Here is a 14,690-nt window from a genome sequence, read left to right as displayed (position 1 = left end):
TGACGCGCCGCCCGGTTTCCACCGCCCCGTCCCGGGTACCCCTGATCGACACCGTGGGAAAGGGGAGTGGGAGTGCGCGTACTGGTCACCGGGGCGTCCGGTTTCGTCGGGAGCCGCGTCGCCGAGGCACTGGCCGCCGACGGGCACGACGTGCGCGCGATGACCCGCAACCCGGCCGCCTACACGGGCGCGGGCACCGCGGTGCACGGCGACGTCGAGGACTCCCGCTCGCTCGAGATGGCGTTGCGGGGCACCGACGCCGCCTACTACCTCGTGCACGCCCTCGACGCTCGTGACTTCGAACGCCGCGACTCCGCGGCGGCCCGCGCGTTCGCCCTCGCCGCGCGCACCGCCGGGACCGGCCGCATCGTCTACCTCGGCGGCCTCGGCGACGACTCCGACGACCTGTCCGCCCACCTGCGCAGCCGCCGCCAAGTCGAGTACCTGCTCGCCGGCACCGGTGTGCCCGTGACCGTGCTGCGCGCCGGCATCGTGATCGGCCACGGCGGCATCTCGTGGGAGATCACCCGCCAGCTCGTGGAGCACCTGCCCGCGATGGTCACCCCGCGCTGGGCCGCCACCCGCGCCCAGCCGATCGCGATCGCCGACGTCGTGCGCTACCTCGTAGGCGTGCTCGACTCGCAGGCCGCGGAAGGCCGGACGTTCGAGATCGGCGGCAGCGAACAGCTGGCCTACCTGGACATGCTGAGGCGGCTGGCGCGGATCGAGGGCCGCAGGCCGCTGATCGTGCCCGTGCCGCTGCTCTCGCCGCGGCTCTCGTCGTACTGGCTCGCGCTGGTGACCGACGTCGACGTGGCCACCGGCCGCACGCTCATCGACTCCATGGCCAACGAGGTGGTCGTGCGCGACCCCGCGATCCGCGACGTCGTACCGTTCGAACCCATGGACTACGACTCCGCGGCCCTGGCGGCGCTGGCCGAACGCGCGCGGGCGGCGTGATGCGGCGCTCGCTGCTCGGGCTGGTCACCGCGGCCGGTACCGGATTGCTCGGCCGGTCGCTCTCCACGCCTCCCGGTTCAGCCCGCTTCCACGGGCGCACGGGAGCCGTCGCCGCCACCTGGGCCGCGGGCGGGCTCGCCGCGGGACCACCGCCGCGCGGCACCTCGCGCCACCCCGTCGCGGGGCCCGTGGCGGTCGCCGTCGGCGCGTTCGGCGTGTTCTACGGCTGTGCGCTGGTGGCCCGCCGCATCCCGCCGTTGTCACGGGCGATCGCGGGGGTGCTCGCCTACGCCGATCGCGGTTCGGGTCCGGCCGTCTACGCGACGACGCTGATCACCGGCGCCGCCGAGGAAGTCTTCTTCCGCGGCGCCCTGCAAGGCTCGGTGACGCGCGCGCCGGTGGCGACCTCGACGGCGGTCTACGCACTGTCCACCGTGGCCACTCGCAACCCGGCCCTCGTGCTGGCGTCGATCGTGATGGGGACGCTGTTCGGGCTGCAACGGCGTGCCACGGGCGGCATTCAGGCGCCGATGCTGACCCATGTGGTCTGGTCCTCGTTGATGCTCACGGCGTTGCCGCCGCTGTTCGAAACTCCGGCCCCGCCCGGGTGACGGGCCCCTCCGCGCGCCGGTACTAGGCTCAGCCGCATGTCGCGCCGATCCCTCCACACGCCCGCCCCGGACGCCGCCGCGCTCCGCGCCCGCCTCGACCGCGCAGCGAAAGCGGCCGCCGCCGCGGACACCGACGCCCTGCTCATCGCCCCCGGCTCCGACCTGCGCTACCTGCTCGGCCAGGCGGGCGGCTCCTTCGAGCGCCTCACCACGCTCGTGGTGCCCGCCGACGGCGTGCCCGCGCTCGTCGTGCCCAAGCTGGAGGCCCCCGGCTACGCCGACGTGCCCACCGCCGAGCTCGGCGTCGAGGTCCTCACGTGGGTCGACGGCGACGACGCCTACCGGCTGGTGGCCGACCGGCTCGGCAAGGCCCGCCGCGTCGCCGTCAGCGACTTCACCCCGGCCCTGCACGTGCTCGCCCTGCGCACCGCCCTCGGTGACGCCGAGCAGATCCTGGCCGGTCCCGTCGTGCGCGAGCTGCGGATGCGCAAGGACGCTGCCGAGATCGCCGCGCTGCGCGCCGCGGGTGCCGCCATCGACCGCGTGCACGCCCGCGTGGGCGAGTGGCTGCGCGCCGGGCGCACCGAGGCTGAGGTGGGCGCCGACATCGCCGCCGCCATCGTCGAGGAGGGCCACACGGTGGCCGACTTCGTGATCGTCGGCTCCGGCCCCAACGGTGCCAGCCCCCACCACGACGTCTCCGATCGCGTGATCGAGCGCGGCGACGTGGTCGTCGTCGACATCGGCGGCCCGCTGCCCGAGGGCTACAACTCCGACTCCACCCGCACCTACGCCGTCGGCGAACCGCGCGACGCCGACGTCGCCCCGACCTACGCCGTGCTGCAGCAGGCCCAGCAGGCCGCGGTCGACGCCGTGCGCCCCGGCGCCACGGCCGAGTCCATCGACGCCGCCGCGCGCGACGTGATCGACGCCGCGGGCTTCGGCGAGTTCTTCATCCACCGCACCGGCCACGGCATCGGCCTCGACGTGCACGAGGAGCCCTACATCATCGCGGGCAACACGCTGCCGCTGGAGCCGGGCATGGCGTTCAGCGTCGAGCCGGGCATCTACCAGCCGGGCCGCTGGGGCGCCCGCATCGAGGACATCGTCGTGGTCACCGAGACCGGCGTCGAGGCCGTGAACACCCGGCCGCACGACCTCGTCGTGCTCGAAGCATGAGCGGCCCCCTCGAGCCGCTCGACCAGGCCATCGTGCAGGAGCTCGCCGCCGACGGCCGGCGCAGCTTCACCGACCTCGCCGAACGCGTGGGCCTGTCGGTGTCGGCCGTGCACCAGCGCGTGCGGAGGCTGGAGCAGCGCGGCGTGATCCTCGGCTACACCGCCCGTCTCGACGGCGAGCAGATCGGCCTCCCGCTCACCGCGCTGATCTCGCTGACCCCCAACGACCCGGCCGCCCCCGACGACTACCCGCAACGCATCCAGCACATCACGGAGATCGAGTCCTGCTACTCGGTCGCGGGGGACGAGTCGTACATCCTGCTGGTGCGCGTCGCTTCGCCGCTGGGGCTGGAGGATCTGCTGCGGCGGATCCGGGAGGCGGCGAAGGTGTCGACTCGGACGACGGTGGTGCTGTCGACGCCGTTCGAAGGGCGTTCGCCGACGTTGTGACTTCCGGCGGGTGGTGGCTTTCCCGTGAGGAGAGCACCACCCGCCGCTACAGCACGGTCGAGCGCACCGTCGCCGGCAACCGTTCGGGGTGCGTGTCGCCGAGCCGGTCGAGGATCCGGCCGGCCTCGGCATCGGGATCACCCTGGGGATCGCAGCCGAACTGGAGGTAGTGCCGGCCCCCGGGGCCGACGACGGACATCTCCACTTCGCCGTCGGCCCCGATCGTCCAGCCCCGCCCGCCGAGCAACCCGAACCCCCACTGCCCGAGCACCCCGGGCCGGTCGTCCAGCACCGACACCACGTGCCGCGCCACCCGCCTCGGCACGTCCTCCCACCACCGGTCGACGTCCGCGCGGATCAGCTCCTCGAAGTACTGCCCGGGATCGAACCGCACCACCTCCGGCGGCGTCAGCCCCTCCCACCGCCGGACCTGCCAGTCCGCCCACACCACCGCGTCGTGCGGCGCGCCCCAGCCCGCGTTCTCCCGCTCGACCAGCACGGAGATCGCCACCGGATCCTCGGCCCGCGAGCCCCGCCACAGCGGCGCCCGCGGCCGCTCGTCGAACAGCTCCAGGCCCACGTCGGGTGGACGCAGCGGGCTGCGCCGCCCGAGCAGCACATCCGGATCAATTCCCCGGCCGTAGTCACCGCGCACCGCGTGCGCGACCAGGTCGAGCCCGAGGATCCGCCCGTCCACCAGCGGTACGACCTGCGGCGTCCGGACCCCGTCGACCTCGTCGACCCGTACCTCCAGCCGCAGCCGCGCGTATCCCGTGTCCGTCATCCGCGCCAGCATGGCAGGCCGCGAACCCGCTCACCGGCCGGCGAGTACCGCCACACCGGATCGGGCGACTTCCGGAGCCGGCCCGGGCCGCACCGCGGCACCCGGCGCCCAGTAGGCGCAGTCGTGCCAGTTGTCCTGGGCCGGCTCGGTGTAGATCGTGGCGATGTCGCCGGTGACCTCGTTGTAGACCACGTGGGCGCGCTGCTCCGTGCCTCGGAACTGCAGGATGTTCTGCTTGTTGCCCGGACCCGACGCGGGCCTCGGAAATCCGTAGCTCACCGTGCGGTCGGCGCACCGCATGAACCCTTCCGGGATCCGAGTAGGGATCGTGCTGCTCCCCGCCCGGGCGCGGGTCCTCGAGCATGTGCTTGAGCGAGCTGCACCGCCACTGCCGCTTCTCGCCGGAGCTGACGTTGATCCAGCCCATGAGCAGGAAGCCGTCGTCCACCTGCCGGCTGGTGCACTGGTCCATCCGCTGCGTCAGCTTCACCGGATCGAAGTCGAATCCCGGGATGGGGTCCGCGAGCGCCGCCGGTACGGCCACTGCCGCCGAAGCGATGGTCAGAGCGAAAACCGCCGCGGAAATCCGGGCGGAGCGAATCCTTGCCGTTCGCGTTTCCATGGTCTCGAACCCCCTGTGATCGCGAAAACCCTCCGCGGCGGAGCCTAAGATCATTTTCGGAGCCGCAGGGAACAGCCCGGCGGGAACCACCGCTGTGGGTGGCCTGGGCCGCGGGCTGAGGAGTCGTGCGTCGCTCGTGTTGCGGTGGGTTCACCACCGCTGTTCCGAACGGCCGAAATCCGGTGGCGGTCACGAGTGCACAGGTGCCATGCTGCGGCCCCGCGTATCGGCTCTCCGAAAGGCTTCTCGTGACACTCGGCATGGTGCTCGGCGATCACTCCTCGCGCACTTCGGCGCCGAGGCGATAGCCGGACCTTTCCCACGTCTCGATCCCCCGGCCTGGTCCAGGGGTTCCTCGCTCGCGCCCCGAAGTGCTCGCCGTGTACCCGCACGTCCGATCACGAGGAGCCCGAGATGCCCCCGTTCCCGCCCCCGTCGCGACTCGTCCCCGTCGACGACCGCTGCAGTGCCGCCACCGCCTGCGACCTGGCCCGTTCCGGCGTGGCCCTGCTGTGGCGTGGTGACTTCCCCCAGGCCCGCCGGCTGCTGGCGGCCATGGGCCGCCGGCTGGACCGGCGAACCCCGCACCCCGTCGCCGACCCGGCCGAGGCTTTCCGCGAGCATCGCCGGGCGCGCCGGAACCGCGCCCGCGTACTGGGGCAGCTGCTCGTCGCCGTGGACGCCGAGCACCGCCTCGACGTGCGGCGCGCTCCGGACGTCCGGAAGGCGTGCCGCCAGGCGTACGGGGCCGCGACCGGCCCTGGTGTGCTCGCCCTGCGTGAGCTGCTCGGCGTGCTGGGTGCGCACCAATGGCGCGAGCGCGGCGTCTTCGTCCCGGCTCTCGGCGCCCGCGTCCATCCCCACTATGGGGTGTTCACACCGACCCGAAGCGAGTACGTCGACCTCGTGGCCCAGACACCCCTGCCCGCACTGACGCGCACCGCGTTCGACCTCGGCACGGGTACCGGGGTCCTCGCCGCCGTGCTGGCGCGCCGCGGCATCGCCCGCGTCACGGCCACCGACAGCAATCCGCGTGCCCTCGCGTGCGCCCGCGACAACGCCACCCGGCTGGGCCTCACCGCCCGGATCCAGGTGCCCGAACCCTGCCTGTACCCGGAGGGGCGAGCCGATCTCGTGGTCTGCAACCCGCCGTGGCTGCCCGCGCATCCGGTGTCCGACCTGGAGAAAGGCGTCTATGATCCCGACAGCCGCATGCTGCGGGGTTTCCTCACCGGCCTGACCGCCCATCTCGAACCCGGCGGGGAAGGCTGGCTCGTCCTCTCGGACCTGGCCGAGCGCGTCGGACTCCGAACCCGCGCCGAACTCGTGGACCTCGTCAGCGCCGCCGGCCTACGCGTAGCCGGCCGCATCGACACGACACCGCGGCACCCGAAGGCGGCTGCCACCGAAGACCCTTTTCACGCCGCCCGTGCCGGGGAGGTGACATCGCTGTGGCGCCTCCAAGCCCGACCGCTGGTACGATAAAAGGTATGGCAACACGTAAGGTCACCCTTTCTCTCGACAGTGGTGCGCTCGAGTTCGCCGAACGAGCTGCGAAAGCGCACGGGATCTCGGTCTCGTCCTGGTTGTCCAAGGCGGCCCGGCGGGAGGCGGTGCGCACGGGCTACACCCCGCAGCAGGCGCCGACCGCGCCGGCGGCCGAGGCGGACGAGGTGGAACGGACGGCGGCGGAAAAGGACATGCGTGCGCAGGGGTGAAGTCTGGACGTACCATCCCCCGACCGAACCGGCCCGGGAACGCACCGTGGTGCTCCTGTCGTCGGACGGGGTGAACGAGTCCGAGCGGCCCTGGCTGCTCGGCACCGAACTGCTCGACCGCGACCCGCAGGACATCCTGGGCGTCGCGATCGACGCGCGGTACTGGGTGTCCACGCTCAACCTGACCCGGCTGTACCGGCCGTGGTTCGACGAGCGCATCGCCGAGATCGACCAGGAAGTGCAGGAACAGATCGACGTCGCACTGCGGGCCGCGCTCGACCTCTAGGGCCGCCGCTCAGCGGTTGGCGACCTCGGGCACGGCGTGGAGCTTGCCGTCAGGCCCGGACAGGCACGTGGCGTTGCCCTCGCGCCCGGCGAGGAACTCCGAGAGGCAGTCGGCGATCGCGGCGTGCCCCGCGGCGTTGGGGTGGAACGACTCCTGCAGCGCGTGCTGCGCCCGGTCCGCCTGGCCCAGATCACTCAGGTGCAGCGTCAGGCGCGTGAACCACTCCGAAGCCGGGTTCGCGCCGCCACTGCACGCCTCGTGGTGCTCACCCGCGCGCGCCAGGTCCAGGAACCGCGCGCCGGACTGCACGGCGGCCTGCTTCAGGCCCGCCGAGAGCGTGGTGATGCCCGTGGTCGAGATCCACTGCAGGTCGTCGGTGTGAAACGGGCAGCCGTCGAGGTTCTGCAACCCCGGCGGAACGTCTGTGGCGACCGGCGCGGCGTAGGACTGCAGCACGAGCTGGTAGTCGGCCGGCACGTAACCCGCCTGGGCCAGGACCTTCTTCACATCGCCGACTGCGTTGACCACCTTCGGCACCATCGCGTCCACTTTGGACTGCCACGTCTTCTGCAGCGCCAGGTTGCACGACGGCGCGCTCACCGAGAACCAGGCCTTGAAGCACTCGGACACCTGCGTGGAGAACTTCGGGTCGTCGTTGGCGCCGATCGCGATCACCACGGCGGACACCCGGTGGTTCTTCACCACCGCGGCCAGCTGCTGCGCCTGCGACCGCTCGCCCCACTGCTTCACCCCGCCCAGCGACACCTGCTCCGCCGGCGCGCCCGAACACGCCAGGTTCACCCGCGCCGTGACGTCCGGAATGCGAACCTTCTGCACGAAGGCGTTGGCCGAGCGATGGCACCAATCGCCGTTGCGGCCGTCGGTGTCGGGGGTGTAGTCGCCGGCGCCCTCGCCGGACACGGTGCTGTCGCCGATCGCCACCACCGTCAGCGGGCCCGTGCCGGGCGGACCTTTGCGCGGCAGCGGCTGGCCGGGCTTGAGCCCGGGGCCGGAGAACACGAAGAAGCTCGCGAGCACAGCCACGCAGGCGAGGACCAGGGCTCCCCACCACCACCGGAATCGACGCATCGCCGCCCGAGTCTAGCGAGCGCGCCCGGGTCTGGGGTTTTCCCCGGTCCCGCGCTGGGACATCGGTCACCACCCGGAAGGGAGCGGATGCCGTGAACGGGCACGAGAAGGACGGACAGCGGCCGCACGAGGCCTTGACCCGCGACGCGGACAAGCGCGCCCCGGTACGCGGCCGACACCTGCTTCCAGGAGTCGCTCGAACCCCTGCGCGCCCTCACCGGCGACGTCGGGCGCTTCGCGAGCGCCCACGGGCTGCTGCTGGTCAAACCCGACGCGATCGCCGCCCGCCGAATCACGTCCACAATGGACTGGCTGGCCGAGAAAGGCTTCCGCGTCGTCGGCGCCCGCCGAGTGCCGCTCACCCGGTGACCCTGCGGGCGCTGTGGTACTTCCAATGGAACACGGCCACCCCCCAGGTGCGTCGCATCGCCGACCACTGCGCCGACTCGCTGCTGCTGGTCGTCGCCCCCGCCGGGGACCAGGGCCCGCTCGCGGACCTGCCCGTGCCGGTCCGCCTCACCGAGCTCGTCGGCCCCGGCGACCCCGCCGCGCGCGAACCGGGGCGGCTACGCACCGAACTCGGCCGCTACGCGCTGCTCAACCTCGTCCACTCCGCCGGCGACACCGCCGACATGCTGCGCGACCTCGGCATCTCCTGCACCCCGCGGCCGACCTGTACCCGATGACGGTCCGGGCGCCCGCCCGCTCGTGGCCCCGATGACGGCGGCGGCCTGGCGACGAGCCGCCCTGCACGCGGTCCGCCACGCGTAGCGCTCGGTGCGCCGGGGCTCGTGGCCGCTCCGAAGCCAGTTCTTCGCCTCGTACTCGCCGGCGATCGGCCGCGGTCCGCCTAGGTATCGGAGAGAGCGGCTCGCTTGCGTTCCAGCAGGGCCCGTTCGGCGGCGTTCTCCGCGAGCTCCACCGCCCGGTCGTACGCGGCCGCCGCCTCGCCGCGTCGGCCGGCGCGCGCCAGCAGGTCGGCCCGCACGGCGTGCAGCAGGTGGTAACCGTCCAGATCCAAGGAGTCCACCAGCGCCAGCGCCGCCCCCGGCCCGTCGACCTCCGCAACGGCCACCGCGCGGTGCAGCGCGACCACCGGTGTCGGCGTGAGAAGCAACAGGTGGTCGTACAGCTGCACGATCTGGCGCCAGTCGGTCTGCCCGGCGGTGGCAGCGTCGGCGTGGACGGCGTTGATCGCGGCCTGCAACTGATACGGCCCGGGCCGGTCGCGGCGCAGGCAGCGGCGCACGAGATCCTGCCCTTCGGAAACCAGGGCAGCGTCCCAGAGACCGCGGTCCTGGTCGGACAGCAGCACCACCGCACCGCCGGGACCTGTGCGCGCAGGACGGCGTGACTCGACCAGCAGCATCAGCGCCAGCAACCCCAGCACCTCGGGCTCGTCGGGCATCAGCGAAGCCAGCACCCGCCCCAGCCGGATCGCCTCCGCCGCGAGGTCGGGGCGGCCCAGTGAGGCTCCGGACGTGGCCGTGTGGCCCTCGGTGAAGATCAGGTACACCACGGCCAGCACGGCGACGAGACGGCCGGGCAGGTCGGCGTCGGCGGGGACGCAGTAGGGGATGCCGGCGTCGCGGATCTTGGCCTTGGCGCGGGAGACGCGCTGCGCCATCGTGGGCTCCGGCACGAGGAACGCGTGGGCGATCTCGCCCGTCGTCAGGCCGCCCAGCAGCCGCAGGGTGAGCGCGACCCGGGCGTGCGGGGCGAGCGCCGGGTGGCAGCAGGTGAAGATGAGGCGAAGCCGTTCGTCACGCACCGGGCCCTCCTCGACCGGTTCTGTACCGGCGTGCAGAAGAGCGGCCTGCGCGTGCCGGTCGGAGCGCGAGGACTCGCGGCGCAGACGATCCAGAGCCCGGCGACGAGCCGTGGTCACGAGCCAGCCGGCGGGGCTCGGCGGCAGTCCCTCGGCCGGCCAGCGGCTCGCCGCTATCGCGAAGGCCTCCTGCACCGCTTCCTCGGCGACGTCGACGTCCCCGAACACCCTCACCAGCACCGCCACGGTCCGCCCGTACTCGGCGCGGAACACCCGATCCAGAGCGTCCACAGTGGACACGCTCAGGCCTTGCCCTGGAACGGCCGGACCTCCACCGGCAGCGTGGTGATCTCGGCGATCCGCCCGGCCCAGCCGAGCGCGGCGTCGAGGTCCGGCGCGCGCACGATCGTGAACCCGCCCAGGTGCTCCTTGCCCTCGGTGAACGGGCCGTCGGTCGTGAGCAGATCACCGCCCTCGGCGCGCACGACCGTCGCCGAACCGGGCGCGTGCAGGCCACCGGAAAACACCCACGCGCCGGCGTCCTTCATCTCGGCGTTGAGCGCGTCCAGCCGGTCCACGATCATGTCGAGCTGTTCGGCCGGCGGCGTGGGTCCGTCGGGCTGGTAGACGCTGAGCAGGTACTGCTTCATGGCTCGATCCTTCCTCTCGTCGCCCGTTACACGAACGGCCGGAGGGCACTTCGACACCCGCCGGCATTTCCACGAAAGACGAGAGGGCTCTTCGCCGGAGCGACGCCGGCGAAGAGCCCTCTCGTACCCGTCGCGCGCCGCTAGGGGTAGCTGACCACGTTCACCGGTGCCGTGCCAGACGGTGTCGCCGCGCCGGTGTCGTTGACGACGTGCGTGATGCTGCCGCGGGTGTTCAGCGACACCGTGAGCAGGCTGTGCAGCCGCACGCCGGGCGTGTTCGGCACTTCGAACGCGTGGTAGCTCGACACGGCGGGGTTGGTGTCGAAGAAGCAGTAGCTGCCCAGGCCCCACGCCTCGTGGGAGGTCACGTTCGCCCCGACCTTGTAGGCCGCGTACCCCGCCACGCCCGAGGGCGCGTTCCACGACGCCTGGTCCGGCACGTCGTAGGGCATCTCGTTCTGGAAGAAGATCGTCCGCCCGCGCTGGCCGTTCCAGATCACCTGGTACTTCTGGTAGTGCTCCACGAACAGGCCGGTCGCGAGTACGTCGTCGCCGTTGACCAGTACCCCGGTGTCGGCGGTGTTGGTGGTCCAGCCGACTGTGCCGGGGTTGCCGTGGTCGGCACGCCACGCCCAGGTGTGGTCGATGATCGTGTCGTCGCTGTTCACGACCAGGCTCGTGGTGGCCTTGCCCGCGAGCTCACCGCCGACACGGAAGAACACGTCCTGCAGCGTCGTCGGGTTCGCCGCGTGGCCGACGTGCGACCCGGCCGTGCCGACGGTCAGCAGCGACTGCGAGTTCGTGGTGCCGGCGTCGAAGAGCAGGCCCTTCACCCGGACGCCGTCGACGTCCGCGACGTGCATGGCGTCGACGCCGTTGTCGGGCACCAGGGTCGGGTAGCCAATGCCGAGCACGACGGTGTCGGCGCGCGTGACGTTCAACGTCTGGTCGAGGTGGTACACGCCGGGGGTGAAGAACAGGTTGCAGCCTGCGGCCAGCGAGCTGTTGATCGACGCTGCGGTGTCACCGGGCTTGACCACGCGGAACTGGCTCATCGGCAGCGACGTCCCCGGGGTGGATCCGCCGGCCCAGCTCGGGCCCGACGCGTTGGCGCGCAGGGCGGGCAGGAACACGCGGTAGTCGGCGCCGTCGAGGTAGAGATAGGGCACGTCGCGCGACGGGCGTGGTGGCCAGCGTGGTCTCGGGCGGGTTCGGGAACGTGTTCGCCGGCGCACCGGTGGTGCCGGAAAAGACCATGTTCCACACGCCGCCGTCCCAGCTGCCGAACGCCGAGTCGCGCGTGTACCACTGCTGCTGCGAGATCGAGGCCGTCTGCCCGGACACACGGGTGTCGGCGACGTAGCCGCCGCTGGCGAAGCCGAAGCTGGCGGGGTAGAGCTGCAGCCCGCCGCGGATGTCCATCCGGCGGAACGGCGCGGCCTGCGCCACGGCCCACCGGTCGTTGCCGCTGGAAGGGTTCACCGCCATGTTCTCGGCCGAGCGCCAGAAGTTCTGCAGCGCCACGCCCTGGTCCGAGGCGTTGAACGCGTCGACGGTGATGTCACCGTTGATCGTCACGTCGTCGGGGTTGCGCCCGAGGCCCGCGACGGAGGTGTAGAAGCCGACGTCGTCGTGCACGGCGTAGGTGCCCGGCTTGAACAGGTGCGCCACGCGCCGGTCGGCGAACTGCGCGGTCTGCGTGTCCTTCTGTGCGTTGAAGTCGGCGTCGAGCTGCGCCTGGATCGTGGCGGTGGGCATGCTCGGGTCGAAGATCCGCACGTTCGGACCGAAGTCCGGCACATCGGGCTGTGCCGGGCAGCCGGCCTGCGTGCCGCCGCCCTGGGTGAACGTGAAGTGCGGGGTGTCGAACTGCGGCCCGTTCTTCTCGTAGGTGAACCAGTAGTCGAGCACGCTGCCGCTGCCAAGCCCACCGACGGTTGTGCGCCAGGTGCCGGCACCCTCGGTCATGCGCACGTTCTGCTGCCCGACGCCGGGCACGCCCGTGTAGTGCACGTCGACGTAGCGCGCCGGGGCGGCGGGGGTGAAGGTGAGCTGTACCTGCTGCGCACCGGCCGCTGCGGCGGCCTGGGTGTAGTCGCCGGCGGCCGAGGGCGGGGGGAGCGGCGACCAGCCCGGCCCCCGGCAGGAGTGCGGCCGTCGCGAGCGCCCTGCCCGCCATCGCGCGCCGTCGGATCGAGAGCTGCGGGATGGGAACCTGTGGTCCAAGGTCCGGTTCACGCCGTGACACCTCCGTCGGTGATTCACAGACACATATTTGTTGTAATTCACAACAAAGTAGCCGCCGGTCGGCGCCCTGGACGTCACGCATTGGTAACAGGTGTCTGGACCAATGTCGTGGACGAGGGCCAGCCGGAAACGGAGGTGTGGAACTTTCCCTCATTCGGACGGGTGACCCGGAACGAGTTACATGCGACCATTCGCTGTCTCAGCGTGATCAAGGAGGCCGCAGTGTCGCGACTCAAGAACCTGGCCCGTGTGCTCGTGGCGGTGACACTGGCCGTTCCCCTGGCGGCTTCCACCACGACCGCGGCGAACGCCGCGCCGCTGCTGGGCGGCGATCTCGTCGACTTCGGGTGCGCGCAGGCCCGCCTGCACTGCCTGGGCAAGGCGATCAAGTCGCCGGACGGGCCGGGACCATTGGTCGCGGCGACTCCGGTCGGCTACGGACCGGCCGAGATCCAGGCCGCGTACGGCCTCGGCGGCCGGCACGCGAACGGCCGCACCGTGGCGATCGTCGACGCCATGGACGCCCCGACCGCCGAGAGCGACCTCGCGACCTACCGCGCCGCGCGGGGGCTGGCGCCGTGCACCTCGGCCGACGGCTGCTTCCGCAAGGTCAACCAGCACGGCGCGGCGAGCCCGCTGCCGGCGCCGGACTACGGCTGGGCGGAGGAGATCAGCCTCGACCTCGACGCCGTGTCCGCGACCTGCCCCGACTGCCGCATCCTGTTGGTGGAAGCCGATTCCCCGGACACCGACCCGCTGATGACGGCAGTCGACACGGCCGCCACGACCCCGGGCGTCGTGGCGATCTCCAACAGCTACGGCGGCGACGAGGACCCGACGATCACCGCCGCCGACGCCCACCTCGACCACCCCGGCATCGCCATCACCGCCTCGTCCGGCGATGCCGGCTACGGCGTGAGCTGGCCCGCGTCGTCGCCCTACGTGACGGCGGTCGGCGGCACGACACTGAAGAAAGCCGCCGGCACCTCGCGCGGCTGGGCCGAGACGACGTGGTCGGGCAGCGGCAGCGGCTGCTCCGCGCTCGAGCCCAAACCCGCGTGGCAGCACGACACCGCGTGCGCGAAGCGGACTGTCGCCGACGTCGCCGCGGTGGCCGACCCGAAGACCGGGCTCGGCGTGTACGACACGTACAACAGTTGCGGCGGCGGGGCCTTGTGCGACCTGCTGCTCACCCTCGGGCTCGCGCAGGGTGCCGACGGCTGGGTGCAGGTCGGTGGCACGAGCCTGTCGTCTCCGGTCGTGGCGTCGGTGTACGCGCTGGCCGGGAATTCCGTCACGGCCGCCGCGCAGCCGTACGCACACCCGGATGGCCTGTTCGACGTGACCTCCGGCAGCAATGGCTCCTGTGGTGGTTCGTACCTGTGCACCGCAGGAGCGGGCTACGACGGCCCGACCGGTCTCGGCACGCCGAACGGCACCGCCGCGTTCTGACCCGCGCGCCGTGAAATTCGGGGCGTTGTGACCCGCCGCGCCCGGGGGGAGGGTGAGGGGACCGGTGGCGTCACCGGGGCGCCGCCACGACCGGCGGGAGGTGGATCGTGTTCGCTCGCAGCACGACGATCCAGCTGAAGCCGGCGTCGCTGGACGACGCGGTCGCGCACGTGCGTGACACCGTCATGCCCGCGGCGCTGGCCACCGAGGGGAACGTGGGACTGTCGATGCTCCTCGGCCGGCAGGACAGCCGCACGATCGTGACCACGGCGTGGCGCTCGGCCGAGACCATGCGCGAGAGCGCGCAGGCCATGACCGTGCTGCGGGAGCAGGTCGCCGAGATGTTCGGCGGACCGCCGAAGGCGGAGGAGTGGGAGATCGCGCTGCTGCACCGTGATCACCATTCCGGTGCCGGCGCGGCGGTGCGGGGAACGTGGCTGAAGGTGGCGCCCGAACGGGTGGACGCGGTCGTCGACGTGTTCAAGATGACCACGCTGCCGGGGCTCGCCGACTTCGACGGGTTCTGCAACGCGAGCCTGATGGTCGATCGCGCGAGCGGCCGGTGCGTGGCCTCGATCGGCTACGACAGCGCCGAGGCGCTGGGCCGCACCGCCGAGAAGGCCAACTCGCTGCGCGCGGCCACCCTGCGGGAAGCCGGCGCCGAACGGCTCGACGTCCGCGAGTTCGACCTCGCCATCGCGCACCTGAACGTGCCCGAGATGGCGTGAGCGGTGTCCGGGCCGCCGGTGCGCGGGGAAGTGCACCGCCGGCCCGGCCTGTAATTCACCGCCCGGGGCGCGGACGCGCGGAATGCGCACCGGGGGAAGAGGAAACGATTCTCCGTCGTGACGATTTCCGGGCGACGAAGAAACGTT

General features: G+C 72.1%; 16 protein-coding genes and 1 pseudogene. 11 read left to right on the top strand and 6 right to left on the bottom strand.

Features of this window, described 5'->3' with window-relative positions:
• Window positions 1–72 precede the first annotated feature (72 nt).
• The 4 genes from AB0M56_RS25825 to AB0M56_RS25810 are packed head-to-tail and all read left to right on the top strand — an operon-like array spanning window position 73 to window position 3,199.
• Window positions 73–960, top strand: a complete 888-nt coding sequence (locus AB0M56_RS25825) for an NAD(P)H-binding protein (RefSeq protein ID WP_364180084.1) — start codon at window positions 73–75, stop codon at window positions 958–960.
• Window positions 960–1,571: a CPBP family intramembrane glutamic endopeptidase gene (locus tag AB0M56_RS25820; protein ID WP_364180086.1), complete on the top strand. Its 612-nt coding sequence runs from the start codon at window positions 960–962 to the stop codon at window positions 1,569–1,571. Before AB0M56_RS25825 ends, AB0M56_RS25820 begins: the two co-directional genes overlap by 1 nt.
• Window positions 1,572–1,607: 36 nt before the next feature.
• Window positions 1,608–2,750 carry a Xaa-Pro peptidase family protein gene (locus AB0M56_RS25815; protein ID WP_364180088.1) on the top strand — a complete coding sequence of 381 codons (1,143 nt, stop codon included), beginning with the start codon at window positions 1,608–1,610 and terminating at the stop codon, window positions 2,748–2,750.
• Window positions 2,747–3,199 (top strand): Lrp/AsnC family transcriptional regulator, encoded by a 453-nt coding sequence (locus AB0M56_RS25810; RefSeq protein ID WP_009078207.1) that lies wholly within the window; start codon window positions 2,747–2,749, stop codon window positions 3,197–3,199. The genes AB0M56_RS25815 and AB0M56_RS25810 overlap by 4 nt, the downstream gene beginning before the upstream one ends.
• 46 nt (window positions 3,200–3,245) lie before the next feature.
• On the opposite strand, the gene AB0M56_RS25805 is transcribed toward AB0M56_RS25810, so the two are convergent.
• Together AB0M56_RS25805 and AB0M56_RS25800 are read right to left on the bottom strand one after the other, a co-directional pair.
• Window positions 3,246–3,983 carry a hypothetical protein gene (locus AB0M56_RS25805; protein WP_364180090.1) on the bottom strand — a complete coding sequence of 246 codons (738 nt, stop codon included), beginning with the start codon at window positions 3,981–3,983 and terminating at the stop codon, window positions 3,246–3,248.
• A 30-nt stretch (window positions 3,984–4,013) separates the two neighbouring features.
• Complete coding sequence (locus tag AB0M56_RS25800) at window positions 4,014–4,283, bottom strand: hypothetical protein (protein WP_364180092.1); 270 nt, start codon at window positions 4,281–4,283, stop codon at window positions 4,014–4,016.
• A 68-nt stretch (window positions 4,284–4,351) separates the two neighbouring features.
• Here AB0M56_RS25800 and AB0M56_RS25795 point away from each other — a divergent pair, with 68 nt between their 5' ends.
• The 4 genes from AB0M56_RS25795 to AB0M56_RS25780 all read left to right on the top strand — a co-directional run bounded on the left by AB0M56_RS25795 (window position 4,352) and on the right by AB0M56_RS25780 (window position 6,609).
• Window positions 4,352–4,624 carry a hypothetical protein gene (locus AB0M56_RS25795; RefSeq protein ID WP_364180094.1) on the top strand — a complete coding sequence of 91 codons (273 nt, stop codon included), beginning with the start codon at window positions 4,352–4,354 and terminating at the stop codon, window positions 4,622–4,624.
• Window positions 4,625–5,019: 395 nt separating this feature from the next.
• Complete coding sequence (locus tag AB0M56_RS25790) at window positions 5,020–6,090, top strand: class I SAM-dependent methyltransferase (protein ID WP_364180096.1); 1,071 nt, start codon at window positions 5,020–5,022, stop codon at window positions 6,088–6,090.
• A 5-nt stretch (window positions 6,091–6,095) separates the two neighbouring features.
• On the top strand, window positions 6,096–6,323 hold the full coding sequence (locus AB0M56_RS25785; protein WP_360601484.1) for a hypothetical protein: 228 nt from the start codon (window positions 6,096–6,098) through the stop codon (window positions 6,321–6,323).
• Complete coding sequence (locus AB0M56_RS25780) at window positions 6,310–6,609, top strand: hypothetical protein (RefSeq protein ID WP_360601482.1); 300 nt, start codon at window positions 6,310–6,312, stop codon at window positions 6,607–6,609. Before AB0M56_RS25785 ends, AB0M56_RS25780 begins: the two co-directional genes overlap by 14 nt.
• Window positions 6,610–6,618: 9 nt before the next feature.
• Here the strand turns inward: AB0M56_RS25780 and AB0M56_RS25775 are convergent, their stop codons facing one another.
• Window positions 6,619–7,698, bottom strand: coding sequence for a GDSL-type esterase/lipase family protein (locus AB0M56_RS25775; protein ID WP_364180097.1), 1,080 nt, complete (start codon window positions 7,696–7,698; stop codon window positions 6,619–6,621).
• Between the two features lie 365 nt (window positions 7,699–8,063).
• Here AB0M56_RS25775 and AB0M56_RS25770 point away from each other — a divergent pair, with 365 nt between their 5' ends.
• Window positions 8,064–8,384: a hypothetical protein gene (locus AB0M56_RS25770; RefSeq protein ID WP_364180099.1), complete on the top strand. Its 321-nt coding sequence runs from the start codon at window positions 8,064–8,066 to the stop codon at window positions 8,382–8,384.
• Between the two features lie 164 nt (window positions 8,385–8,548).
• Here the strand turns inward: AB0M56_RS25770 and AB0M56_RS25765 are convergent, their stop codons facing one another.
• The 3 genes and pseudogenes from AB0M56_RS25765 to AB0M56_RS25755 all read right to left on the bottom strand — a co-directional run bounded on the left by AB0M56_RS25765 (window position 8,549) and on the right by AB0M56_RS25755 (window position 12,295).
• Window positions 8,549–9,772 carry a sigma-70 family RNA polymerase sigma factor gene (locus AB0M56_RS25765; RefSeq protein WP_364180206.1) on the bottom strand — a complete coding sequence of 408 codons (1,224 nt, stop codon included), beginning with the start codon at window positions 9,770–9,772 and terminating at the stop codon, window positions 8,549–8,551.
• Window positions 9,769–10,116 (bottom strand): YciI family protein, encoded by a 348-nt coding sequence (locus tag AB0M56_RS25760; RefSeq protein ID WP_364180101.1) that lies wholly within the window; start codon window positions 10,114–10,116, stop codon window positions 9,769–9,771. Before AB0M56_RS25760 ends, AB0M56_RS25765 begins: the two co-directional genes overlap by 4 nt.
• A 140-nt stretch (window positions 10,117–10,256) precedes the next feature.
• Window positions 10,257–12,295, bottom strand: a pseudogene (locus tag AB0M56_RS25755) (hypothetical protein).
• A 290-nt stretch (window positions 12,296–12,585) separates the two neighbouring features.
• Between AB0M56_RS25755 and AB0M56_RS25750 the strand changes: the two are divergent.
• Window positions 12,586–13,815 (top strand): S8 family serine peptidase, encoded by a 1,230-nt coding sequence (locus AB0M56_RS25750; protein ID WP_364180103.1) that lies wholly within the window; start codon window positions 12,586–12,588, stop codon window positions 13,813–13,815.
• A gap of 107 nt (window positions 13,816–13,922) precedes the next feature.
• Complete coding sequence (locus AB0M56_RS25745) at window positions 13,923–14,543, top strand: hypothetical protein (protein ID WP_364180105.1); 621 nt, start codon at window positions 13,923–13,925, stop codon at window positions 14,541–14,543.
• The last annotated feature ends 147 nt before the right edge of the window (window positions 14,544–14,690 follow it).

The sequence above is a fragment of the Amycolatopsis sp. NPDC051372 genome (assembly GCF_040682095.1).
Classification (GTDB): domain Bacteria; phylum Actinomycetota; class Actinomycetes; order Mycobacteriales; family Pseudonocardiaceae; genus Amycolatopsis.
Note: the sequence above shows the minus strand (reverse complement) of the source record. Positions and strands in the feature narration are given on the sequence as shown.